Raw genomic sequence first — 21,901 nt, forward strand, 5'->3', positions numbered from 1 at the left:
AACCTGAAAGGACCTGAACATGAGCGCCGATGGACATCTCAACGTCGAAGACGTGGTCTTGAGCGTCAAACCCGTGGCCGGCCGCATTGGCGCCGAGATCGAGGGCGTGCGCCTGGCGGCCGACCTGCCGGCCCACACCATCCGCACCCTCCGCGCGGCCCTGCTCAAGCACAAGGTGCTGTTCTTCCGCGGCCAGGATCACCTGACCGACGCTGAGCAGGAAGGCTTCGCCGCCCGGTTCGGCGCGCCTGTGGCCCACCCCACGGTGCCGGTGCTGGACGGCAGCAACTACATCCTCGAACTCGACGGCTCCAACGGCGCGCGGGCTTCGAGCTGGCATACCGACGTCACCTTCACCGACGCCTATCCCCAGGCCTCGATCCTGCGCAGCCTGGTGGCGCCGGACCATGGCGGCGACACCCTCTGGGCCAACACCGCCCGCGCCTATGACGACCTGCCGCCCGAGCTGAAGGTGCTGGCCGAGAACCTTTGGGCCACCCATTCCAACCTCTACGACTATGCCGGCGCCAAGCCGAACCAGTCGGAAGAGGCGGCCCGCCGCTATCGCGAGGTTTTCACCCGCACGGTCTACGAGACCGACCATCCGGTGGTTCGGGTCCACCCCGAGACAGGCGAGCGCACCCTGGTGCTGGGCCACTTCATCAAGCGCTTCAAGGGCTACTCCTCCGAAGCCTCGAACCGCCTGTTCGAGCTGCTGCAAGGCTATGTCATCCGCCCCGAGAACACCGTGCGCTGGCGCTGGAGGGCGGGCGACGTGGCCTTCTGGGACAACCGCGCCACCCAGCACCGGGCGGTGGACGACTATGGCGACCAGCCGCGCATCGTGCGCCGGGTGACGGTCACCGGCGACGTTCCTGTGTCCGTCGACGGCCGCCGCAGCGAAACGCGCCAGGTGGAAAAGGCCGCCGCCTGATCCTTGACGTCAGGTAGGATCGGGGCCGCCACTCTTCGTGGCGCGCCCCGTTTCACCTTGCTTGTCGATGCGCTTGAGCAAAGCCTTGAGCGCTGTCAGCCGCCAGGCCTCGGCCAGGAGGGCCGCCAGTTCGGCCTGCTCGATCATATCGAGCCGCACGAGCACCGCCGGGTAGCCGCGATAGTGATCGTCGTCGAAGAATCGGTCCGGCGCCGCCGCGATCAGCATCTCCTTCCGCTCCAGGCTGCACCGCACGGCGATCTTGCCCGGTTGCGGCAACCGCCTGGCCCTGGGCGCCGACCGCGCCATGTAGGTCCAGGCGAACCCCTTGCCGGCGACCTCAAAGCGCGGCCCGGTCGCGTCCGAGGCGTTCGCCGCCTCGGGCAGGGCGAGGCAGAGCCGAGTGAGATCGTCAAGGCTGGCCATCCTGTGCGCCCTCTGCTTGACCTAGACGTCCCAACCGCAAAAGCGGCGCGCACGACAAACCTTGGTGCGGGCGCCGGGGATCGAACCCGGATGACCGAAGTCGACGGATTTTAAGTCCGTTGCGTCTACCAATTCCGCCACGCCCGCACGCAAGGCAACCCCCTACAGGACAAGGGTTTTTCGGTCTACAGCCCAAAACCCAAAAAAGGGAACAAAAGGGGGTGGCCGGGACTCTCCGGGACCAAAAGTCCCGGAATAGTCCCGAGACTTTGATCACGTTCCGTTCGCACCCAAAGCACGCCCAAAAACAACCGTTACTGGACGATCCGCCGAGGTATCCGCTGCGCTCCGCCCAGCCATTCCGTGCCGCTGCATGCCCAGCTCGGTACACAGATTATTTTCGCCTTGATTTGGCGGCGCCGCTTGATGAGATCAGCCCATGGTTGATCGAATCTCCCCTCGATTGAGCACGGCCGCAGCGGCGTTCCTGGCTAAAGCGGCCACATGCGTGGCCATCACCACGCTGGATCAGGACTTCCTCGACCTCATTCGGAGTTTTGGATTCAAGACCGCGATGTGCGTCAGCCTCGCCCGAGCTGGCGCACCGGTCAGTCCCACCGTGATCTTCGGCGAGGAAAGTCCTTGGATTCCGTATTATGCGGCCCGCAACTATGCGAGCCTTGACCCCACCATCACTCGGGCGTTTCGAACCCGCAAAGCCTTCACCTGGCGAGACGTTGAGCGACCGGATGCGCCGAACGAGGTCCGACGTTTTTTTGGCGAAGCGCGCGAGGCTTGGGCCCAGGACGGGTTGATTGTGCCGATCCACGGGCCCTTCGGCGAAATGTCGGTGATCAACCTGCTGAGCGCCGTCGACATCTCGCTCTCCGACGACGAGATCGCCATGCTGCAGGGGGTCTGCAGCATCTATGCGGCGAACGGACTGAACCTTGTCCAGGGCGTTCTACCACTCGCCCGGACCCCGGCGCTGGGTCTGACCCCGCGCGAGCAGCAGTGCATCTTCTGGATGAGCGTCGGCAAACATGACGCCGACACAGCCGAAATCCTGAAGATCTCCCCGCATACGGTGCGCGCGCACCTGGACAGCGCGAAGACAAAGTTCATGGTCGAAACTCGACCCGAGCTCTGCATGAAGGCGCTGGCCCACGGGATCCTGGTCCCCGACCACAGCAGCCCAATCTGATCTCCTTAGCAAATATCGGACCTTCGCCCTGAAGCCCGCGCTTCGGGCGCAGGCGCGTGCGCGCCCGTCGCCGCTCGAGTCTTGCGTGTCGCGCAAGGCAATACGCGGTTTCGAGAATACCGCCGCTGGCGGCGGCGATGTCCTGTTCGCGCAGAACGGAGGCATCAATGATCCACATCTGCAGCAACAAGAACCGCCATCTCTATCGGGAGCAGCTGAAGACCATGCACCTTCAGCGCTGCGAGCTGTTCGTGAAAGTCAAAGGCTGGAACCTGAAGGTCATCGACGGCGGCGAATATGACGACGGCGACGATGACAGGGCCGTCTATCTGCTGTCCCTGGACGAGACCGGATATTGCTACGGCAGCATCCGGGTGCGCCCTGCGGATGATTTCTCGATGTTGATCGACAACATGCCTCATCACGTCGAGGGCGACGCCGCGGCGCTGCGGCAGGACCCCGGTCTTTGGGAGATGGCGCGCTGGATCAACATCGGCGGTGACCCCGCCGCCGGCCAGGAAATCCGCATCGGCCTCATCGAGTATCTGCTCGAGCAAGGGGCGCACCAATGCCTCGCCCTGCCCGACGTCAGCGTGCTCAGCTACGCTATCCGGACCGGCTGGCGGCTGCGCCCGCTCGGCGCGCCGAAGCCCTATCCGGAAGGCGGTGTTGCGGTGGCGGTGAGCCTGCCGATCGACCGGGCCGAGGCGAGCTATCTGCGAGACCTGACCGGTCGTCGGGATGTCTTCATGATGGAGATCGACCCCGCCGCGCCGTGGGCCCACCTCAGCCTGACGGTCATCGAGGCCGCGTTCGCCGAGGCGGCTCAGCAGGCAAGCGACCGACATGAGCTGACGGCGGCGGCCGACGCCCTGCTGCGCCACCGGCTCGAGCTGGGCCAAGTGGCCTAGAGGGGGCCGATCGCCGAGGGCGGAGGCCCCATTGGGGCCGCGCCACCCATTCGGCGGCGTCCTCTACGGACGGCGCCGATGCGGCGGAGATGACCAGCATGAGCGCCATCAACTCCACTGGGGAACGGATCTACCGGGCGATCAAACGGCAGGTCGTGGCTGGCGAATTTCGGCCAGCCGAGAAGATCGACGCCCGGATCCTCGCCGACCAGCATGGCGCTAGCCTGACGCCGGTGCGCACGGCCCTACATCGGCTGGTCGGCGAAGGGTTGGTCGAAGCCCATCCCAACGAGGGCTTCCACGCCCCCGCGGTCAGCGAGCCGCTTTTGCACGATCTCTATGTTTGGAACGAACAGGTGCTTCAGGCCGCTCGTCGGTTGGGCGGCGACACCGACCCACAGCGCCTGATTCCGCTGCCAAGCGACGCGGCGCCGGATCCGGCAGCCTTCTCGGCCCGACTATTTCGCGCGGTTGCGCTCGGATCTGGCAACGCGATTTGTCTGTCCGCGGTCGAAACCTTGAACGATCGCCTCAGCGCGGCCCGCGCCGCCGAAGCCCGGCTCTATGACGACCTCATTTCGGAGATTCAGGACCTGGCGCTGGTGCTGTCGCGCTCGCCGGACCAGGCTGGACGGGCGATCGTGGGCTATCACCGCCGGCGTCTGCGCGACGCACCCCAGATCGTGCGTCTGATCCATCGTCTCTAGGCCCAGGTCCGCAAAGTCGTGGATCAAAAGCCAGGGCGCCGGCTGGTTGAGAACATGCTTGAGACATGCGCCGACGCCTTTAGCTCGAAAGCCTGGACATGCGCATCGGCCAGCCGGCAGGTTTCGATAGCAGAGGCCTCGCTCGCGACCCAAGAGCATTATTTTTCGAGGCTCTCGCTTCAGTTGCCTCTCCAAAGCACCGTCCGCCGACGCCACCAATGCGGATATAATGCAAATTATCTCGATATAATTGCATTATAAAATCGGGATACTCGGGTCCCTCTTCTAGGCTCCGGAAGCGTCGCGAATGGTCGCGACCCTGTCCAAGGAGCATCGCTATGGACCGCATCATCGAAACCAACGACCAGGACCTGGTCGATCTGGGCGCCGCGAGCGTCGAAACCCGCGGCGGACCGCTCGGCGTCGGCGAGGGCGAGGGCCGTCAGCACATCGAAGGCCTGGCCGACGACTGACGGACCGGCCTGGCGCCTGCGCGAGGGCGCGGGCGCCAGGCTCCCCTTGGGGGACTGGCGCATGCCCATCCAGCTCAGCGGCGACATCACCTTCTGCGAGACGGCAGGGCGCCTGGTCTTCCTCGACTCTGCCCGAGATCGCTATTTTTCCCTGGGCGGAACCGCCGAGCACGCGTTTCGTCAGCTCTGGGCGGGAAAGGCCATCGACGACTGCGATGCAGCCCGTCTTGGTCGCTTCGGTTTGCTCGAGCCGGCCGAGACCATCGTCAGGCCGATCCAGCCGCCCATCACGGCGGCCCCGACCCGAAGCGCGCTGGAGACCGGGATCTACATGGCCTTTCGTCGCCAAGACCTGGTGCAGACCGCGCGGGCGCTGGCCCTGGCAGAATGGAGCCTCCGGCGCGGGTTCGGCCCGGCGCTGCGACGCCTTGCACAGCGCAAGGCCGCCCTCCCGGCGACGCCTGACGCCGCCGCACCGTCGCCGGCTGAACTGGCGCTGGCCTATCATCGGCACCGCAGCGCCCTACCCTTCCGCAAAATCTGCCTGCGCGACTCGCTGGCGCTGCTGGAACTGCTCACGCGACACGGCGCTCGGGCCGACCTGGTCTTCGGGGTGAAGCTAGATCCCTTCAACGCGCACTGCTGGGTACAGGCGGGCGAGGTCGTCCTGAGCGATGCGCTCGATGTCGCTCTGGCCCACCAGCCGATCCGGGTTGTCTGATGGCGCGGGGATACTTTGCGATCCTCCCCGCGGCGGGAGCGCCATCATCGGCCTGCGAAAAGATCGTCAACGCCGCTCAAAGGTCGCTGGACCTGCGACTCTGCTTCGAGCATGCACGGCTGGTGGTCCTGGCGGCGGGTGACGAGCCGGCAACGCCGATCGACGCCGCCAGCGGCATGGTCCTGGGAGAGTTCTTCCAACGCGGGACCAACGCGACCCTGGATGGAGGCCGTATCGACAGCGGCGCCGTCGTCTCAGGCGGCCTGGACCTCCTCACCGCAATCTGGGGCGGCTATGTCGCCTTCCTTCTCGATCAACGGCGCGGCGTCATCCACGTGCTGCGCGATCCGTCCGGCGCCCAGCCCTGCTACCGCAGCCGCATTGGAGATGCGGAGATCGTCTATTCCGATCTCGTCTATCCCCTGGCCCTCGGTCTGATCGCACCGCGCCCAGACCCCGGGGCCATCGCCCATCACCTGTCGTTTCCTGATCTTCGAACTTCGATAACCGGCCTTGTCGGGGTCGAGGAGCTGCTGGCCGGCTGCCGGGTCAGTTTCGGCCCGAGGGGCGGCGTGGTGCGAGGCTGCGGCTGGACGCCCTGGCGGTTTGCGGACCGCGAAAGCCAGCTGACCGATCGCGCCGCGGCGGTCGCCAGAGTCCGACAAATCACGCGCGATTGCGTGACGACCTGGGGCCGGCGATCGCGATCGATCCTGCTGGAGCTTTCCGGCGGGCTCGACTCCTCGATCGTCGCAGCCTGCCTTGCCGAACAGGCGCCGTCACTCACCTGCGCGACCTTGACGGCGACGGCGCTTGGACCGGACGAGCAGCGCTACGCCGCGGCGGTCGCACGCGGCCTTGGCGCGCCGCTCGAGTTGGCGCAGTTGGACCCGGCAGCAATCGATCCGGTGCGCGGCCCTGGAACGGTCACAGCCCGGCCGTGGCCGGCGCATTTGACCTGGGCGATCGACGCCGCCCTGCAGCCCATCGCAGCGACTGTGCGCCCCGACGCCTTCTTTTCCGGCGGCGGCGGGGACAACGCCTTCTGCTATCTGCCCAACGCAGCGCCCGCGGCCGACGCCCTGCTCGCCTGCGGGTTCGGCGCGACCTTTGTCGCCGCGATTCTGGACTTGGCCGAGCTTCATGGCGCCACCGTCTGGCGCGCTGCTGGTCTCGCGGTGAAGAAGGCGCTGAGGCGCCCTACCGGCTGGCGCAAGGATGGACTCTTTCTTTGCCGCGCCGCTTTGCCGGATGAGCCTGCCCCGCATCCCTGGCTTGACGCGCCGACGAACGCCCTGCCCGGCAAGCTCCACCATGTGATGGCGCTGATGAGCATCCAGACGGTGCAGGACCGCAAGGCGCGCGCCGCCCTGGCGCCAGTCCGCTTTCCGTTGCTGTCGCAGCCCTTGATGGAAGCCTGCCTCACCGTTCCGAGCTGGATGTGGATCGCCGGCGGCCGCAACCGCTCGGTCGCGCGCGAGGCCTTCGCGGATGATCTGCCCCCTTTGATCGTCAATCGGCGGACCAAAGGGGACTTCGCGGGCATTTGCCGCGCCCTGTTCGAAACGCACCGCGAAGCCTTCAAGGAGTTGCTTCTCGGCGGCTGGCTCGATGCGGAAGGCATTCTGGACCGGCCTCAAGTCGAAGGCTTCCTGGGCCAGGACGGGCCACTCCGCAGCGAGGCCTTCTATCGCCTGCTGGAGATCGCCGCGGTCGAAGCCTGGGCAAGATCCTGGCTGGAGACGCCCGCGCGCCCCGGGTCGCGCCGGAGCCAAGCAAGCGCGGCTTGACCGCGATCGCCCGGATCATGCCACAGCCACATCATCGCGCCGCGGCGGCATCCGCGTGCAGGTGATCACGGAGCGTTCGCCAGCGCCGGTACTGATCAGCCTTCCGCGGATCTGGATCCTCGTAAGCCTGCAGCCAGAAGCGGAACCAATCGAGGTTGCGCCGATAGGCCGCCAGCTTGTGGCGCGGCTGGATCTTGATGTGGGGTTCGTTGGGAAAGGCGTAGAGTTCGACCGGCCCGCCCCGGCTGGCCAGTGGCGTGAAATAGTCCAGCGCTTCTAGGTATTCCTGCTCCGGCATCTGCATCAGGATCGGGGTCCTGAGCTTGTCCAGGTTGAAGGCCGGTGAGATCCGCCGCCAGCGTTCAGGCGTCTCAGCTGGGGCGCCCAGCCCCCACTGGCTCCGCAGCATGTCGCGGAAGTTCGCCCCCTGCAGGGTGTGGAACTGAAAATAGGTCGGGGTGATGGCGGGCGAGGTCACCGAAGCCGCCACCAGTTGGGACGAATTCATGATCGTCCAGAGCACAGCTTCGCTGCCGAAGCTCAGGCCGCCCATGCCGACCCGCGCCGGATCCACCAGACCTCGGGCCTGCAGCAGGCGAACCGCGCTCTGCACCGCCGAAGCCGCGGCCTGATAGTCAGCCAGGGCGTCGGGATGCTTCAGATCAGGCGGCGCATCGTTGATGCAAAGCGCCGCGATCCCCGCGCCAGCGAGGCTCGCCAGCGGCCATTCGTCCCCCAGCCCGCCGCGCAGATAGCCCGGACAGACATAGTAGGTGATGAAGAGGGGCGCAGGGCCGGCGACCGCCTTGACCGGTGGGAAGAGCCAGCCGGTGAAGGAACGCCCCGCCGCATCCTGCCAGCTGAGGAACTCGGCGCGCGGGCCCCGAGCCGCGGCGAGCGCGGCGTTGGGGTCATACAGCACGCGCCGCTCGTCGGTATCGAGACCGACCTGCTCGAGCCTTGGCGGATCGTCGGCGGCGGCGGTGACGCAGGCTGCGAAGGCGGCCGCCACCGCGCACCCCTCGCCGGGATAGGAATCGCGCCCGCCCCCGATCAATCCCTTGGCTTGCACGAGGATGCGCACCTGGCCACTGGCGAGATCCCAAACGCGAAGGCTTTCGGCGCGTCCTCTTTTCCGATCGAGGGTGGTGAAAACCAGCTGACGGCCCCCTGCCCGCCAGTTCAGCGCGACGATGCGCGCCTCGCCGCAGGCCCCAGCGGGGCAGTCCTCCACCTTGCCGTCGGCAGCCTTGATCTTCAGGATCGATCCGCTGGATCCGGTCTCCACATAGGCGGTCATGCCGGTTTGCGGAGATCGGGTGGCGAGATCGGGCCCCAGCACCGTGCTGGCTCGGGCCTTGGCCGCCTTGATCTCCAGGGCCTCGCTGAAGAGGGCAAGATCGGCTCCGCTAGCCGGATGGCTGGCGAAGGTCGAGATTTCCACGACGATCTTTCGCTCCGGCGCGCCCGCCAGGAGGCCCTGGCGCTGCATCCAGTCGCCGCTGAACCGCTGGGTGGCGAGCCGCCCATCGACCCATCCGGACCGTACCAGCCCCTGGCCGATGGGGATGGAGCCGTCGATGCGCACGCCGTCGTCATATTCGGTCTGCTCGGCTCGTCGGACCGCCTCACGATCGGCGCCGGCGGCATAGATCAGGCTGCGGCCATCCGGGCTGAGGGCGAACCAGGTCACGTCGGCCGCATCGTGGGTGACGGCTTCGGTCCGGGATCCGTCAGCGGCCGCTCGCCAGACCTGCACCTCGCCGCCCACGAGCGCACGGTAGTAGAAGAAGCGGCTGTCGGGCGACCAGGCGGGGGGCTCGACCACAACCGTGCCGGCGTCGGTGAACAGCGGCTCGCCGCCGTCCGCGACCCGCACCACGGAACCACCGGCGCCGATCGGCGCGACGAGCCAGGCCAGGTCATAGCGGTTGCTTTCGACGGACGCCCGGTATTGCCGAAACGCCACGCTGCGGCCGTCCGGAGAAATGGCGACGTCGTCGAGATCGGCGACCTCCACCAGGCTTTTGGGCGATGGCGCGGCCTGGCTTGCCGGCGAGGCTACGAGCCAGGCCATCGACAAGGCCGCACTCAGGAAAAGAATGCGCATCTGAGGGCTCATCCGAGATCGGGCTCAAAACCGCTGGCGCAGCGTCAGGGCGACGAAGCGTCCGATGGCGCTGGCGTTGGTGCTGTCGAAGTTGACGCCCGGCAGCTGAGCGCCCGCGCCTCGCGCGAACGGCGGATCCTTGTCGAACAGATTGAGCACAGCGAGCGAGACCTCGAGCCCGGTGAGCCGCCCGGCGGGCCGCTGGAAGCGCCATGTCCCGGTGAGGTCCGCCGTGGTCCAGGCGGCGATCGGCACAGCGGGGGTCACGCCGGTGTCGGCTTCGCCGGCGATGTGATTGAGCGCGCCGCTGAGCGTGAGCGGCCCCCTGGTCCAGACGGCCGTTCCCCGCAGGCGAAACTTCGGCGGATTGAACAAAGTGCCGGTCAGACCGGCGGACGGGGCGGTGACGGTGGTCTGCTGCACGATCCGAAGCCAGGTCGCGTCCACCTGGAGGTCGAGACCACCGCCCGCCAGGTCGAACCGGTCGCTGACGGAGAGGTCGACGCCGCTGATCTTCTGGGCGGTGGCGTTGACATAGCGGTCTTGCACGAGGGCCACGACGTCCGAGGCGTCGTAGGGCGTTCCGGCCAGGTTGTAGAAGGCGGCGGCGTTGGCGATGGCGGCGGCCTGCAGCTGGACGGAGGGGTTTGGTGTGACAAACGGCGCATAGGTCGGCGAGGTCAGGGCCGAGCCGAGATCATTGACCGGCTGGACGATGCGACCGGTGTAGTCGATGTGGAAATAGGTCGCCGAAAGCCTGAGCGAGGGTCGCTGCGGCGGTGAGAGGTCGACCCCCGCGGTCCAGGCGTTGGACCGCTCGGGCTTAAGGTTCGGGTTGCCGCCATAGGTCAGCAGCGCGGTTCCCGTGGTCCCGCCGAGCTGGGCCGCCGGATAGTAGAAGAGCGTGTTCGACTCCGCCGTCTGGATGAGCTGCGGCGCTTTGAAGGAGGTTCCCCAGGTGGCGCGCAGGACGGCGCCGTCGAGCGGCTTGTAGCGCAGGCCCACCTTCGGATTCGTCGTTGCGCCGAAATCGCTGTAGCGCTCAGCGCGGCCGGCCAGGGTCAGGTCCAGCGCGTGCACGCCCGGCACATCCTGGCCAGGTCCGATCAGCGGCGCCGACAGCTCGCCATAGAAATAGCTCACTTCGCGCGCGCCGGTCCAGACTGGCTGCCCCGTCTGGTGATAGCCGAAGGTCTCGTGCCGATAGCCGCCGCCGAGGGCCAGCTTGAGCGCGCCGCCGGGCAGGTCGATCACCGGTCCGCTCGCGCCGGCTTCGACAGATTGGGCGGCGTTGCGATAGCGCACGCCGGAAAAGCCGCCGGCATAGGTCAGGGGTGCGGGATCGTCCGAGCCGCTGAGCGCGCCGGCGATGGAGCCCGTCCAGGACCCGGGCAGGGTGAGGTCGAGCTCCGGCGCGGCGAGATAGGCCTGGGCCCGGGTCGACTGATTGTAGAAGAAGCCGCCCACCTCCTCTTCCCAGCCGAACCCTGTGCGCCGATCGGAATAAAGCCCGTCCAGATGCAGGCTGGCCCAAGGCGCCAGGTCCTGGCCGAGATTGGCGAAAGCGGCGATCTGGGTCTGCGGCTGAAGGAGATCGTCCACCGGCGGGGCTGCCACCGTGAAGTCGCGTTGCGAGGCCTTGATCGCGTCCTGCCGGGTGTATTGGATACTGACCAGGGCATGACCGGAAGACCAGATCCGCCCCCCGAGCGCGGAATAGGTCTGCTGCAAGCCGCCCCCATCGGTGGCGCCGCCGATCCGCTCGCTGAACTCGGCGCCGTCATAGTCCTTACGCAGGATGAAGTTGGCGACGCCGGCCACGGCGTCGGAGCCGTAGAGCGCCGAAGCGCCATCGGTGACGATCTCGATGCGCTGGATGGCGGCCATGGGAATCGCCGAGATATCCGGCGCCTGGAAGGCCCCATCGGCGGCGATGCGATGGCCGTCGACCAGAACGAGGGTGGCGTCGCTGCCGAGGCCGCGCAGATTGACGCTCGAAGCGTTGGTGGTGTTCTGGTTGCCGACATTGCTTACAGCGGCCCCGGCGAGCACGCCCGGGTTCTGGCCGCCGGCGAAGTTCTCCGGCAGGCTGCGCACCACCTCGCCGACATCGGCGTAGCCGGAGCGTTCGATATCGGTTCGGTCCAGGGTCCGCACAGGCGCCGCCGGCGGCGCGCCTCTGATGCGAGAGCCGGTGACCACGATCTCGGTCGACTGCGGCTCGTCCTTGGGCGCGGCGGCTTCATCCGGACCGTTCGCCGCCCGGACCACCACGGTCTCGCCCACCTCGGCCAGGGTCAGGCCCGAGCCGGCGAGGAGAGCGCGATAGGCCTCGATCGCCGTATAGCGGCCCTTGAGCGGCGGGGCCTTGCGGCCGGCCAGCAACCGCGACGGGGCCAGGATCGGACGCCCGGACTTCAGGGCGACCACGCGCAAAGACGTTTCCAGGCCTTGGCTCTTAAGGTCATAGGCCTGCGGGTCCGGGCTGGCCGCTACGGCCGGCGCGGACCCGCAGGCCAGGGCGAAGGTGGCGGCGCCCAGAAACAGCGCGCTGCGGAAAACTTGGTGGGAGGAATTCATCTGGAGCGTCCCCTCGTCGGGTCCGCGCCTTATTCGGGACCCTTTCGATCGCCCTTGACGGTCGAGACGCCCCGCACCTCACAAAAATCTTTCAGGCCTCGGAATTTCTCGCCCTCGGGGCATAGGAGAAGCCGTCCTTGACCAGGCCGAAGCGGGTCAGCGCGGCGGGTCGATCGGTGTGGCGGCGCTCGGACGGGCGAGGCTGAGATCGCCGTCGGGACGGACTTCGACGCGAAGGTCGAAGGCGGCCGCGAGCCCATCGGCGAGGGCCTTGGGCTCACGCGCCCGAAAGACGCCGCTGACCTCGAGCTGGCCAAGGGCCGGATCGGCCAGGACGACATGCTGGCGGGCGTAGCGGTTCGCCTGCGCCAAGGCTTCGCCCAGCGGCGTCTGGCTGAAGGACAACACGCCGGTCGGCCAGAGCGCGGCGCCGGCGGCGGCCGGCGCGATACGCGGCCGGCGCCCGGGCCCCTGCGACCAGGCCTGGCCGACGCCGACACGGGCGGCCGGGACGCGGTCGCCCGCGCCCGGCGCACGGATGTCGAGCGCGCCCTTGAGCGGGGTCGCCGAGGCGCCATCGCTTTGCGTGTAGGCGACGTCGAACACCGCGCCCTGGGCGGCGACATCGGCGTCCCCGGCTTCGACGGTGAAGCGGCGGGCGGGATCGGGCTGGGCGTCGAGCCGGGCGCGGCCGCGCAAGAGCCGCACGCGCCCCGCCCCGTCCGTCAGCCGGGTCAGGACCAGGCTATCGGTGTCCACCACCACCGAGGCGCCATCGGCGAGCCGAACCTGCCGAACCTCGCCCACACCGGTGCGGATACGGGTCCACCACGGCGAGGGCGCACCGAGAACGTCAAGGAATGCGGGGCGAACGGGCGCTAGGACCACAAGGATCGCGAGGGCGCAGGCGGTCAGCCCGAACCCCAGGGGGAGTTTCCGCCATCCGCCCCAGGCTGCTGGCCTGTCGCCAATTTGCACGGACGGGCGGGCTCCGACCAGCACCGCGGCCTCGTCCCAGCGCAGCACCAGTCGATCATAGACCGCCTGGTGGCGCGGGTCGGCCTTGGCCCAGGCCTCGAAGTCCGGCCTGTGGCGGGCGGCGTCGGGGCCGCGCATGCGGGCGAACCAGGCCGCGCCCTCCCGGCGCACCGCCTCCTCCGCCGCGGGCGATGCCTCCTCGGGCGGGACCATTAGACTCGCCCGAAGACCCGGTCGATATGAGCGATCGCCTTCATCATGTGCTTTTCGACGCCGCTCACGCTCATGTCCGTCCGGATTGCGATTTCGCCATAGGTGAGGCCATCGCGGCGATGGAGCAAGAAGATCTCGCGGGTCTTCGGCTTCAGCCCGCCGAGCGCCCGCTGGTATTTGCGCAACAGGTCCTGGGCCTCGAGATGGTCGAGCGGCGAGGCGTCCGAACTGGCGAAGGCGTCAGGATCGATCGCCCCTGACGTGATGACCGGCGACCAGAGGGCGCGGTGATCAGCGAAGTCCCGGAGCAGGTTGCTGGCGATGCGCTGCAGATAGGCTCCCGGGCTGGCGACCTCGCCGGCCTGGCTCTGGACGCGCAGGAAGTGCAGGAAGGTTTCCTGCAGAAGGTCGCAGACTTGCTCTTGGCGCCATACCCGCCTGGCGAAGAAGCGCGTCAGACGCGGCGTCTCCGCCCGAAACAGGCGATCGAGCTCGAGGCGTGCGCCAAGACGCCCCGCATCGCCGCCCCTCTCCTGCGGATCGCCGGCGATCTGCGCCAAGACGTCCATAGTCATCGACGAACCTTTCCACCCGGACAGGCGGACGGCCGTGAAGGAGAACAGGCAAGATGACCACGCGCGCGCAGCCGTTCCTGCGCAGCGTCCTACGCCGCGGCGCAAGGTCTGCGCCCCGGCCTTTGCGTCTCAAGCGAGGTTCTCACGCCCCGGCGCCGCCGTTTTCGCAACGCAGGGGCGAGCTTAGGCCCAAGCAGCTCAGCGGCGCAAGGCGGTTCTCGGTAAGCCCCGTGAACAGCGGCGCACGGATTCTAATATGAATCCCTGACACCGCGAACCACTGCGCGCCTCTCGGTTCCGAGCATTGCGCTCTAAGCGATTCAACTTTTGGATGAGCCCTCAACCCGGCTGAGTGAGCCACCCGAATTCAAGCGTATTCTTAGCAGAAGGCGACCGTGCCGCCGCCAGACCGACCCCGTCCAAGATCTTCCGGCGCTGGTCTGGACCTGTCGTCGATCCGTCTGGCGATGGCGGCGATGGAGCACGGAAGCCTGCGACGGGCCTCCCAGATGATCGGTCTCAGTCCTGCCGCGCTCAGCGAGCGAATTCGCGCGCTCGAGGAGGCGCTGGCGGTCTCACTGTTCCAGCGATCGGCGGCCGGCGTTGAACCGACGCATGCCGGCGCCGCCTTCCTTGGCGAAGCCGCCCAAGCGGTCGAGCAGCTGGATCTGGCCGCGGCGAAGGCTCTGGCGGCGGGCAAGGGGGAACAGGGCAAGATCACGGTCGGCCTCAGCGGCGCCGGCCTCATTCCGGTTCTGGGCGATACGCTCGCCAGTTTCGCGGCCGGTCACGCCAAGGTCGGGCTCCAGATCGTGGAGGGATCGCGGGGCGAACTGGTGAAGGGGCTTCGCAAGCGCGGGATAGACCTTGCGGTTCTGCTCGGGCCGCCAGTTTCGAACCTTGGCGAGACCCTCGCCCTTCCTGGCGAGCGCCTGTTCGTCGTTTCGCCATCAGATCACCGCCTGGCTCACCGCTATGCCATAGACTGGCCAGATCTTCGCGGTGGCGGCGTACGGGTCTCAGACGCTCTGGCGGGCGCCCGTTTGGGTTCACCACCCTGCGAGGTTCAGCTTCTCGTCCATCGGGGCGGCTGCCAGAGCCTGTTCGCCATGGTCCGTCTTGGCCTGGGCCTGGCTCTGGCGACGGAAAGCGAGGTGATCGTATTGCCGTCAGGCCTGGTGGCCGCGCCGCTCCTGGAGCATGGCGAGGCGGTCACCATCCCCGTCTGCGCCTATCGCGACGGCGGCAATGACAATCCGCCGGCGCGCAGGCTTTGGGCGTCGTTGCGGGCGGCGAGTGCTCGCTGGAGCCGCCCGATTTGACGTAACGCTTTGGAAGCTGGCGGCCTCAATCTCGTCCAGGCCCATGCGGTCGGCCTAGCGCTCCATGGCCGCCGGGCATTGTCGATAACGCCGCGCCTCATTGGGCGTTGAGGCCACTGCAGTGACTTCTGTTCAGTCCCTATCGGCGCAAACACAGCTAGTCGAAGGCGGCGAGCGAATAGCTCGTGCTTCGACCACCGCCCTCGTCGCGGACGAGGATGCCGCGATCGACGAGATCGGTGATGTCACGAAGCGCGGTATCGCTAGACGTCTTGGTCAACGTCGCCCACTTGGCGTTGGTGAGCTTGCCTTCGAAACCATCAAGGAGGCGGTTGAGCACTTTGTGCTGACGATCACTGACGTTCTGACCCGCTTGGACTTCCCAGAAGCGGGCCTTGCGGAGGACCGCCGCTAGCGTCAATTCGGCGCCGTCAAAAGCGCGACCCAGGCAGTCCAGGAACCATTGAAGCCAGGCCGTGATGTCGAGGTCGCCCTTCTGGGTCGTCTCCAGGATGTCGTAGTAGCCTTTTCGCTCGGCGCGGATCTGGGCGGACATGCTGTAGAAGCGCCTGGGGCTCTCCTCGGAGCGCGCAAGCGCCATATCGGCGATGGCGCGCGCAATACGGCCATTGCCATCTTCGAAGGGATGGATGGTCACGAACCACAGGTGCGCGACGGCGGCCTTCAGCACCGGATCGATGCTCGGGCCGGCGTTGAACCATTTCAGGAAAGCGCGCATTTCGTTCTTCAACCTGCCGGCGGCCGGCGCTTCATAGTGGACCCTTTCGCGTCCGATCGGGCCGGAGACGACCTGCATCGGACCGGTCTTGTCGGTGCGCCAGGCGCCGACGGTGATTTTGGTCATGCCGCTGCGGCCGGACGGAAACAGCGCCGCGTGCCAGCCGAACAATCGCTCCTCGGTCAGCGGCTGGTCATAGCCTTGCGTCGCATCGAGCATCATCTCGACGACGCCTTCAACGTCACGATCAATGGGCGCCAGCGCGCCTATGTCGAGCCCGAGGCGGCGGGCGATCGAGGAGCGAACCTGCTCCCTGTCGAGCACCTCGCCTTCGATCTCGCTGGATTTGAGGACCTCCTCGGTAAGGCTTTGAAGAACAGCTTCGGCGCGAAGCGGAAAGCCGAGCGCCTCCATACGGCCGATCAACCGTCCCTGGCTGCGACTGACGCGCGCCAGTTGATCGGCGATAAGCGCATGGCTCCAATGGAGATTGGGCCAGCCTTTCAGGTCATGGATGTAAGTTGGCATTCACCGCACCTCATGCGGCGAATATAGTCGACAATCGCCGCAACGCGCCAGCACATTCGCCGCATTTTGTGCGGCGAATGTGCGTTGTATTCACCGCACGATAAGCGATATCGCAGGAGTGAGGGGGATCGCTTCCTTGATCGCCCCTATCCCAGCCCAGGGCGTGACCGATCAGCCCTGCGTCCGCCGGCCCCGTGTGAAGGCGCGATCCGAAGCCATGAACCGCGCCAGCATCGGCGCTATGAGCTTGGCCGGCTCGGGCGGCTCGCCGCCACCGGCGCCCATGGCCGCGGCGTAGGCCACAAGATCGCGATGCACCGCGGCCGGCAACTCGATGGTCAGGCGGACCGGGCGCTCGTCGAGGATGGGTCCAAGCTTGAGCGTCTTCATCGGCTCTGCTCCATCGGCCAGGGTTCCAGCGCCAGATCCCGTGTCACCAGCACCCGCACCGGAAATCCCGGCCGGATGGTGATCGTCGGCTGGATGGCGAGCGAGCGGCCGACCACCCGGCGGCCGACCTGGCTGATGCTGTCGGACGCGCCCTGGCCGATCGCCTGGGCGAGATCGTTCTGATTGGACGAAGTCCCCGCCTCGGCGCCGATGCTGAGCACCGTGGACAGGGCGGCCGCCTTGAACAGCTGGCTCCAATGGTTGTCGACCCGGCCTGAGAGGCCGGCATAGCCTTGGGGGTCGGCGCCCGGCTCGCGGCCGAGATCGATCCAACGCCCGTCGGGGAGGATCAGGCGGGTCCAGGCCAGGAGCGCCCGGATCTGGCCGAAGGCGACCTGCGCGTCGTACTGGCCGATCAGCTTCGAGCCCTGCGGGATCAGAAGGTAGCGTCCGCTCGGGCTGTCATAGACGTCGGCTGTGACCTGGGCGATGACCTCGCCAGGGAGATCGGAGCGCAGGCCGGTCACCAGGGCCGCTGAGATGACGCCGCCCGCCTGCAGCACGTAGGGACTGGCCGCCGCCTGCAGGCTTTCCGGACTGACGGCGGCCCGCTTGTCGCCCTGGTTCAGAAAGGCGAGCTTGCGATCAGCCTCGCTGGCGGCGGGCTGAACGCCCGCAACGCCTGGGTGGGCGGCCGCGAGCCCGGCCAGGGCGGCTAGATCGACGGGCTGGGGCGCGCTCGCAGCGGCCCCGGAGAGGTTTGCGGACTCGGTATGATCGGCCGAGAACAGGCGGCTGGAGCGGGCGGCGTCCTGTTCCGAAGGCCCTTGCTGGCGTGGCGGCTCCGCCGGGCGAGCGCCGGTCGTCTCGGCCTCGCCGCCGATCGGGGGCGGGGTGACGCCCGCCTTGAGCATCGGCCGCCCAAGATCGCCCGGCATGGGCGGACCGAGCTTTGGGACCTCGGACCCGGTCGCGGCGGGATTTGTCCCAGCAAGGCCGCCATAGCTGCTGGGGAGCGCCGCCAGCCCCTCGGAAGAGGGCTTGCCCCCCACGGCATAGAGCTCCTTCGGCGGCGCCTTGGCCGGCTGGGCGCGCAGGCCGAGGATCACCGCGCCGCCGAGGGCGATGATCGAGACCCCGGCCAGGGTCGCCAGCGCCCTGGCCGAGACGCGGGTGACCTTCGGCGGGGCGGCGCGGAGCCTCAAGGCCCGGGCCAGTTCGGCCTCAGAGGGGCCGGACGGCTCGTCCGCTTCCTTCAGCGTGGCCTCTTCGCTGGTCATGACGCCGGCCGCCCGTCGCTGCGGACGATGCGCACCTTTTGCTGGTGCGCCTCACCAAGCCGCAACTCGGCGGCGGCGAACAGCTGGTCGACGATCATGCGCCGCCCGCGAACCCGGTAGTTGACCAGATCGGCCGTCCCCTTGGGCCCGATCACCCAGAGCGGCGGCATCTCGCCCTGGCCGATGCCGTCGGGGAATTCGATATAGACATGGGTTCCGTCGTCGAAAGCGCGCAGCGGCCGCCAGGGGACCTCGTCCCCCTCGATGCGGTAGCGGAACTTCAGGTCATCCAGCGCCGGCTGCGGAACGGTGGCGGCGGGCTCGGCGGCCTCCGCTAGCGCGCTGCGGGCGCGCAGCGCGATCAGCTGGTCTTGCGGATAGCGCCAGGAGACAGCGGCCATATAGGTGCGCTGATCTGACCGCAGTTCGAGATGGTAGGTTCGCCGGTCGGTGTTGATGATCAGGTTGGTGCGCAGGGCGGCCTTGATCGGCTTGACCAGGATGTGCACGCGCTGGAGCGGCCCGGAGCCGCTCTCGGTGTCGCCGATGATCCAGCGGACGGTGTCGCCCGCCGCCACCGGGCCTGCGCCAGCGAGCTTTTCGCCGGGCTCCAGGGCGATGTCGCTGATCACGCCGGGCGCGGCATAGAGCTGATAGAGGGCTCCGTCGGCGAAGGGATAGACCTGGATGGCGTTGACGTAGCCAGAACCGGCCGGCTCCACCCGCGCCTCGGCATTGGCCTGCGCCACACGGACGGACGGGCGCTTCGCCTCGGGCGGCGTCGGCGGCAGATCGGCCGGAACCGGCTGCAGCTGCCCCGGCAAGGGCAAGGGTTTGGGGACTTCGACAATCTCGACCGGCCGAGGCGGTGTGGCCGCCAGCACAGCCGGCCGCGCGACCGCGTCATAGCGGATCATCGGCGGCGGTTTGGAGGTCGTGCAGGCGGAGAGCACAAGGAGGCTCGAGACCGCGCCGAGAGCGGGGAATATCTGCATCAGCCGAGTTCCTTCGACCAGTTGAGGGCGTGGACGTAAAGACCGAGGGGGTTCTTCTTCAGCCGCTCGGGATCGGTCGGCGGCTGGATCACGACGGTGGCGATGGCCGACCAGCGTTCGGTGGCGGTGATCGCCCCGTCCTCGTAGCGGCGCTCGGTCCAGGCGATGCGGAAGCTGTCCGGCGAGGCGCGGATGACAGAAGAGATCTCCACCGAGACCTGGGCCTTGCCGAGCTGAGCGAAGGGGTCGTCGGCCCGGGCATAGACGCTGAGCGCCGCCGCCCCCTTGTCGGTGGTGAAGTCGTAGGCCCGAAGCCAGTTCTGCCGCAGCACCACCCCGTCGGCGGGGATCTCGCGGACCTCCTCGATGAAGCGGGCCAGGTGCCAGGCGATCTGGGCATCGCTCGGCTGGTAGCCGGCCGTGGCCGGCGCCACCGCCCTCGCCTCGCCCAGCCGATCCACCTCCACCACCCAGGGCGTGATGCTGCCGGTCGCGGAACGCCAGACGAGACCCGCCGCCAGACCGCCGGCCAGGGCCAGGCTGGCGAAGGCCATCAGCCGCCAGTTGCGCGCCTGGACGCGGGCCGAGCCGATGCGATCATCCCAGGCCTGGGCGGCGCGCTGGTAGGGGGTTTCGGGCTCGGGGGTCCGGCCATAGCGGACGCCGGCGCGCTTGAAGCTCATGACTAATCCTCGGAAAGATCGACGCTCGATCCGCCCGCGCCGCGGTCGCCGGTCTGGATGATGTGGGCGGCGGTTCGGGCCGCCTCCTTGGCCGCCTGCTGGCGGCGCAGCGCGTCAGCCCAGGCGGGGGCTCCGCCGGATCCCGAGGTTGACGACGCCGCCTCGGCGGACGCCCCGCGACCGAAGACCTGGGCGGCGCGGCGAAGCGGACTGGCCATGCCTTGCGCGCCGGCCTTGGCCATGCCGGAAAGGCCGCCGGCGACGCCGCCAAGACCGCTCTGTCCGGCCGCGCCGGCGCGATAGGCGGTGCTGGCCGCGCCGGCGAGGCCCGCGCCGCCACGGGCGAGGCCGGCCAGGCCGCCCCCGGCCATGGCGGCCCCACCGGCGGCGAGGGCGGCGGCGCCCACGACAACGCCGCTGGCGGCCAGGCCCGTGCCGACGGCGGCGCCGGCGCCCAGCTGCGGCCCGCCGGAGACGATGCCATTGGCGACGCCCGGGCCGAAAATGCCGAGGCCCAGGAGGGTCAGGGCGGCCAGGATCAGGCTCAGCGCATCCTGGATGGTCGGCTGGCCGGGAATGGCCTTGGTCATGGTGGCAAAGAGGGTCGAGCCGATGCCGATGATCACCGCCAGCACCAGCACCTTGACCCCGGAGGCGATGACGTTGCCGAGGACCTTTTCGGCGGCGAAGGCGGTCTTGCCGAAGAGGCCGAAGGGGATCAGCACGAAGCCCGCCAGGCTCGTGAGCTTGAATTCGATCAGGCAGACGAAGAGCTGGATCGCCAAAAGGAAGAAGGCCAGGACCACGATCAGCCAGGCCAGCAGGAGCACCACGATCTGGATGAAGTTCTCGAAAAAGGAGGCGTAGCCCAGGAGCCCGGAGATGGCGGTGAGCAGCGGCGCGCCGGCGTCGATTCCCGCCTGGGCGATGCGGCCGGGCCTCAGGAAATCCGCCTCCGCCATGCCCGCGCCCGAGGCCTTGAGACCGAGGCCGGCGAAGCTTTCGAAGACGATGCGGGTGAGGCTTCCCCAGTTGTTGATCAGATAGGCGAAGGCGCCAACGAACAGCACCTTCCTGACCAGGCGGGCGATCACGTCGTCGTCGCCCGCCCAGGCCCAGAAGAGGGCGGCCAGGACCAGGTCGATGACCACCAGGGTGGCGGCCAGCCAATGCACCTCGCCCTGGACCAGGCCGAAACCGCTGTCGATGTAGCGCGAGAAGGTATTGAGGAACTGGTCGATGACGCCCGAGCCGCCCATGGGTTAGTCCTCCCCGGCGGCGGACAAGGACGGCGCGACCCGGCGAACATCGGCGCCGCCGAGGAAGCGCTCGCGCATCTCGGCCCATATCCGCAGGCACTCTGCGTCGTGCGCCCCGGCCTCGCCCAGGCGCTGACACCGGGCCAGACGCCGCTCCTCGGGCGCCAGCGGCGCGGAAGCGGGCTGCATGATCAGAGGTGAGGCAGGCCGGGAAGGATGAAGCCCGCCGGCGGCGACCACCGCAGCGGCTGCGGCCACGATGAGCGCGCCGGCGGCGACCGCCACCCGCGGCAGGTTGAGGAACGGGCCTCGGCGGAAACGGCGGCGCATCGCGGGGCCTTTAGTGGAACAGGGTGACGGTGGTCGGCTGGTAGCCGGCCGCAGGAACCAGGAACCGCGAGAGCTGCTCGCGCCCCTGGTCCTGGGCGGCCGCGCGCTGGGCGCTCTCCAGCGCCTGGGCCCGACCCTGCGCGGCCAGGACGGCGGTGAGGTCGGCGAGCTGCTGGGCCTGCAGCGCCATCAGCTGATTGCCGGCCTGGGCGGCCTGCAGGGCGCCCGACGCCCCTTGGCTGGAGGTGACCAGGGCGGACGTCTGGGCCCGATTGGTGTCGAGATTGCCGACCACGCTCGCCTGGACCCGCATCGCGTCCTGCAGAGCGGCCAGAGAATTCTGCCAGCGCGCCTGGGCGTTCGCGACCAGGGCCTGGTTCGATTGGGAAGCGCTCGCCGGCGCATAGGTGGTGGAAAAGGCCTGGTCGATCTTCTGCACATCGTAGGCGATGCGCTGGGCCTGGCCGAGCAGGGCCTGGGTCCGCTGGATCGACTGCTGCAGGGATTGCAGGCTCGAATAGGGCAGGTTCGCCAGATTGTGGGCCTGGTTGATCAGGGACTGGGCCTGGTTCTGCAGGCCCTGGATCTCGTTCTGGATCTGCTGCAGCTCACGGGCGGCGGTGAGCAGGCTCTGGGCATAGTTCCAGGGATCGAACACGGTCCACTGGGCCTGGGCCGGGGCGCTGCCGAGGCTAAGGGAAAGCGCCGCGGCGCCGGCGGCGAGCATGTGACAAAGACGCTTGCAGGTCATGG

Annotated in this window: 21 protein-coding genes and 1 tRNA gene; 8 read left to right on the forward strand and 14 right to left on the reverse strand. The window is 68.2% G+C overall.

Going from position 1 to position 21,901, the window contains the following annotated elements; all coding sequences use genetic code 11:
* Positions 1-19 precede the first annotated feature (19 nt).
* Positions 20-934 carry a TauD/TfdA dioxygenase family protein gene (locus tag KCG34_RS09790; protein ID WP_211940177.1) on the forward strand — a complete coding sequence of 305 codons (915 nt, stop codon included), beginning with the start codon at positions 20-22 and terminating at the stop codon, positions 932-934.
* A 9-nt stretch (positions 935-943) separates the two neighbouring features.
* Here the strand turns inward: KCG34_RS09790 and KCG34_RS09795 are convergent, their stop codons facing one another.
* Positions 944-1,360, reverse strand: coding sequence for an MmcQ/YjbR family DNA-binding protein (locus KCG34_RS09795; RefSeq protein ID WP_211940178.1), 417 nt, complete (start codon positions 1,358-1,360; stop codon positions 944-946).
* A 62-nt stretch (positions 1,361-1,422) separates the two neighbouring features.
* Positions 1,423-1,507 (reverse strand) — tRNA-Leu (locus KCG34_RS09800).
* Positions 1,508-1,799: 292 nt separating this feature from the next.
* On the opposite strand from KCG34_RS09800, the gene KCG34_RS09805 reads away from it, so the two are divergent.
* The 6 genes from KCG34_RS09805 (at position 1,800) to KCG34_RS09830 (ending at position 7,166) form a co-directional block, all read left to right on the forward strand.
* Positions 1,800-2,564, forward strand: coding sequence for a helix-turn-helix transcriptional regulator (locus KCG34_RS09805; protein WP_211940179.1), 765 nt, complete (start codon positions 1,800-1,802; stop codon positions 2,562-2,564).
* Positions 2,565-2,620: 56 nt separating this feature from the next.
* Positions 2,621-3,475: an acyl-homoserine-lactone synthase gene (locus tag KCG34_RS09810; protein WP_211940180.1), complete on the forward strand. Its 855-nt coding sequence runs from the start codon at positions 2,621-2,623 to the stop codon at positions 3,473-3,475.
* A 98-nt stretch (positions 3,476-3,573) separates the two neighbouring features.
* On the forward strand, positions 3,574-4,182 hold the full coding sequence (locus tag KCG34_RS09815) for a GntR family transcriptional regulator (protein WP_211940181.1): 609 nt from the start codon (positions 3,574-3,576) through the stop codon (positions 4,180-4,182).
* Between the two features lie 338 nt (positions 4,183-4,520).
* Positions 4,521-4,655, forward strand: coding sequence for a benenodin family lasso peptide (locus tag KCG34_RS09820; protein ID WP_211940182.1), 135 nt, complete (start codon positions 4,521-4,523; stop codon positions 4,653-4,655).
* Positions 4,656-4,716: 61 nt separating this feature from the next.
* Positions 4,717-5,376, forward strand: a complete 660-nt coding sequence (locus KCG34_RS09825; protein WP_211940183.1) for a lasso peptide biosynthesis B2 protein — start codon at positions 4,717-4,719, stop codon at positions 5,374-5,376.
* A complete protein-coding gene (locus KCG34_RS09830) occupies positions 5,376-7,166 on the forward strand; it encodes an asparagine synthase-related protein (RefSeq protein WP_211940184.1) in 1,791 nt (596 codons plus the stop codon). Before KCG34_RS09825 ends, KCG34_RS09830 begins: the two co-directional genes overlap by 1 nt.
* Positions 7,167-7,197: 31 nt before the next feature.
* On the opposite strand, the gene KCG34_RS09835 is transcribed toward KCG34_RS09830, so the two are convergent.
* From KCG34_RS09835 to KCG34_RS09850, 4 genes are all read right to left on the reverse strand, one after another.
* Positions 7,198-9,276 carry an Atxe2 family lasso peptide isopeptidase gene (locus KCG34_RS09835; RefSeq protein WP_211940185.1) on the reverse strand — a complete coding sequence of 693 codons (2,079 nt, stop codon included), beginning with the start codon at positions 9,274-9,276 and terminating at the stop codon, positions 7,198-7,200.
* A gap of 24 nt (positions 9,277-9,300) precedes the next feature.
* Positions 9,301-11,856: a TonB-dependent receptor gene (locus KCG34_RS09840; RefSeq protein ID WP_211940186.1), complete on the reverse strand. Its 2,556-nt coding sequence runs from the start codon at positions 11,854-11,856 to the stop codon at positions 9,301-9,303.
* A 156-nt stretch (positions 11,857-12,012) separates the two neighbouring features.
* On the reverse strand, positions 12,013-13,047 hold the full coding sequence (locus KCG34_RS09845) for a FecR family protein (protein WP_211940187.1): 1,035 nt from the start codon (positions 13,045-13,047) through the stop codon (positions 12,013-12,015).
* Positions 13,047-13,622 (reverse strand): RNA polymerase sigma factor, encoded by a 576-nt coding sequence (locus KCG34_RS09850; protein ID WP_211940188.1) that lies wholly within the window; start codon positions 13,620-13,622, stop codon positions 13,047-13,049. The genes KCG34_RS09845 and KCG34_RS09850 overlap by 1 nt, the downstream gene beginning before the upstream one ends.
* 509 nt (positions 13,623-14,131) lie before the next feature.
* Between KCG34_RS09850 and KCG34_RS09855 the strand changes: the two genes are divergently transcribed.
* On the forward strand, positions 14,132-14,944 hold the full coding sequence (locus tag KCG34_RS09855) for a LysR family transcriptional regulator (protein WP_249138281.1): 813 nt from the start codon (positions 14,132-14,134) through the stop codon (positions 14,942-14,944).
* 157 nt (positions 14,945-15,101) lie between these two features.
* Here the strand turns inward: KCG34_RS09855 and KCG34_RS09860 are convergent, their stop codons facing one another.
* From KCG34_RS09860 to trbJ, 8 genes are all read right to left on the reverse strand, one after another.
* The gene (locus KCG34_RS09860; protein WP_211940190.1) at positions 15,102-16,211 is read right to left on the reverse strand and encodes a Fic family protein; all 1,110 of its coding nucleotides are present in this window, start codon (positions 16,209-16,211) and stop codon (positions 15,102-15,104) included.
* Positions 16,212-16,382: 171 nt separating this feature from the next.
* Complete coding sequence (locus KCG34_RS09865) at positions 16,383-16,601, reverse strand: DUF2274 domain-containing protein (protein ID WP_211940191.1); 219 nt, start codon at positions 16,599-16,601, stop codon at positions 16,383-16,385.
* Positions 16,598-17,881 (reverse strand): TraB/TrbI/VirB10 family type IV secretion system protein, encoded by a 1,284-nt coding sequence (locus KCG34_RS09870; RefSeq protein ID WP_211940192.1) that lies wholly within the window; start codon positions 17,879-17,881, stop codon positions 16,598-16,600. Before KCG34_RS09870 ends, KCG34_RS09865 begins: the two co-directional genes overlap by 4 nt.
* The gene (gene trbG / locus KCG34_RS09875) at positions 17,878-18,876 is read right to left on the reverse strand and encodes a P-type conjugative transfer protein TrbG (RefSeq protein ID WP_211940193.1); all 999 of its coding nucleotides are present in this window, start codon (positions 18,874-18,876) and stop codon (positions 17,878-17,880) included. The genes KCG34_RS09870 and trbG overlap by 4 nt, the downstream gene beginning before the upstream one ends.
* Complete coding sequence (trbF, locus tag KCG34_RS09880; RefSeq protein ID WP_211940194.1) at positions 18,876-19,559, reverse strand: conjugal transfer protein TrbF; 684 nt, start codon at positions 19,557-19,559, stop codon at positions 18,876-18,878. The genes trbG and trbF overlap by 1 nt, the downstream gene beginning before the upstream one ends.
* A 2-nt stretch (positions 19,560-19,561) precedes the next feature.
* Entirely contained in the window at positions 19,562-20,818 is a 1,257-nt protein-coding gene (gene trbL, locus KCG34_RS09885) for a P-type conjugative transfer protein TrbL (RefSeq protein ID WP_211940195.1), read from the reverse strand.
* Between the two features lie 3 nt (positions 20,819-20,821).
* Positions 20,822-21,148, reverse strand: coding sequence for a putative entry exclusion protein TrbK-alt (gene trbK-alt, locus KCG34_RS09890; protein WP_211940196.1), 327 nt, complete (start codon positions 21,146-21,148; stop codon positions 20,822-20,824).
* Positions 21,149-21,158: 10 nt separating this feature from the next.
* A complete protein-coding gene (trbJ, locus tag KCG34_RS09895; RefSeq protein WP_211940197.1) occupies positions 21,159-21,899 on the reverse strand; it encodes a P-type conjugative transfer protein TrbJ in 741 nt (246 codons plus the stop codon).
* Positions 21,900-21,901 lie beyond the last annotated feature (2 nt).

The organism is Phenylobacterium montanum, assembly GCF_018135625.1.
GTDB lineage: Bacteria > Pseudomonadota > Alphaproteobacteria > Caulobacterales > Caulobacteraceae > Poindextera > Poindextera montana.

Excerpts from the sequence above, each read along its gene's own strand:
- KCG34_RS09855 (WP_249138281.1), top strand. The coding sequence starts at position 14,132 with ATGATCGGTCTCAGTCCTGCCGCGCTCAGCGAGCGAATTCGCGCGCTC.
- KCG34_RS09795 (WP_211940178.1), bottom strand. The coding sequence starts at position 1,360 with ATGGCCAGCCTTGACGATCTCACTCGGCTCTGCCTCGCCCTGCCCGAG.
- trbL (WP_211940195.1), bottom strand. The coding sequence starts at position 20,818 with ATGGGCGGCTCGGGCGTCATCGACCAGTTCCTCAATACCTTCTCGCGC.
- KCG34_RS09805 (WP_211940179.1), top strand. The coding sequence starts at position 1,800 with ATGGTTGATCGAATCTCCCCTCGATTGAGCACGGCCGCAGCGGCGTTC.
- KCG34_RS09830 (WP_211940184.1), top strand. The coding sequence starts at position 5,376 with ATGGCGCGGGGATACTTTGCGATCCTCCCCGCGGCGGGAGCGCCATCA.
- trbF (WP_211940194.1), bottom strand. The coding sequence starts at position 19,559 with ATGAGCTTCAAGCGCGCCGGCGTCCGCTATGGCCGGACCCCCGAGCCC.
- KCG34_RS09850 (WP_211940188.1), bottom strand. The coding sequence starts at position 13,622 with ATGACTATGGACGTCTTGGCGCAGATCGCCGGCGATCCGCAGGAGAGG.
- trbG (WP_211940193.1), bottom strand. The coding sequence starts at position 18,876 with ATGCAGATATTCCCCGCTCTCGGCGCGGTCTCGAGCCTCCTTGTGCTC.
- KCG34_RS09815 (WP_211940181.1), top strand. The coding sequence starts at position 3,574 with ATGAGCGCCATCAACTCCACTGGGGAACGGATCTACCGGGCGATCAAA.
- KCG34_RS09790 (WP_211940177.1), top strand. The coding sequence starts at position 20 with ATGAGCGCCGATGGACATCTCAACGTCGAAGACGTGGTCTTGAGCGTC.
- KCG34_RS09840 (WP_211940186.1), bottom strand. The coding sequence starts at position 11,856 with ATGAATTCCTCCCACCAAGTTTTCCGCAGCGCGCTGTTTCTGGGCGCC.
- trbJ (WP_211940197.1), bottom strand. The coding sequence starts at position 21,899 with ATGACCTGCAAGCGTCTTTGTCACATGCTCGCCGCCGGCGCCGCGGCG.
- trbK-alt (WP_211940196.1), bottom strand. The coding sequence starts at position 21,148 with ATGCGCCGCCGTTTCCGCCGAGGCCCGTTCCTCAACCTGCCGCGGGTG.
- KCG34_RS09820 (WP_211940182.1), top strand. The coding sequence starts at position 4,521 with ATGGACCGCATCATCGAAACCAACGACCAGGACCTGGTCGATCTGGGC.
- KCG34_RS09825 (WP_211940183.1), top strand. The coding sequence starts at position 4,717 with ATGCCCATCCAGCTCAGCGGCGACATCACCTTCTGCGAGACGGCAGGG.
- KCG34_RS09870 (WP_211940192.1), bottom strand. The coding sequence starts at position 17,881 with ATGACCAGCGAAGAGGCCACGCTGAAGGAAGCGGACGAGCCGTCCGGC.
- KCG34_RS09865 (WP_211940191.1), bottom strand. The coding sequence starts at position 16,601 with ATGAAGACGCTCAAGCTTGGACCCATCCTCGACGAGCGCCCGGTCCGC.
- KCG34_RS09860 (WP_211940190.1), bottom strand. The coding sequence starts at position 16,211 with ATGCCAACTTACATCCATGACCTGAAAGGCTGGCCCAATCTCCATTGG.
- KCG34_RS09835 (WP_211940185.1), bottom strand. The coding sequence starts at position 9,276 with ATGCGCATTCTTTTCCTGAGTGCGGCCTTGTCGATGGCCTGGCTCGTA.
- KCG34_RS09845 (WP_211940187.1), bottom strand. The coding sequence starts at position 13,047 with ATGGTCCCGCCCGAGGAGGCATCGCCCGCGGCGGAGGAGGCGGTGCGC.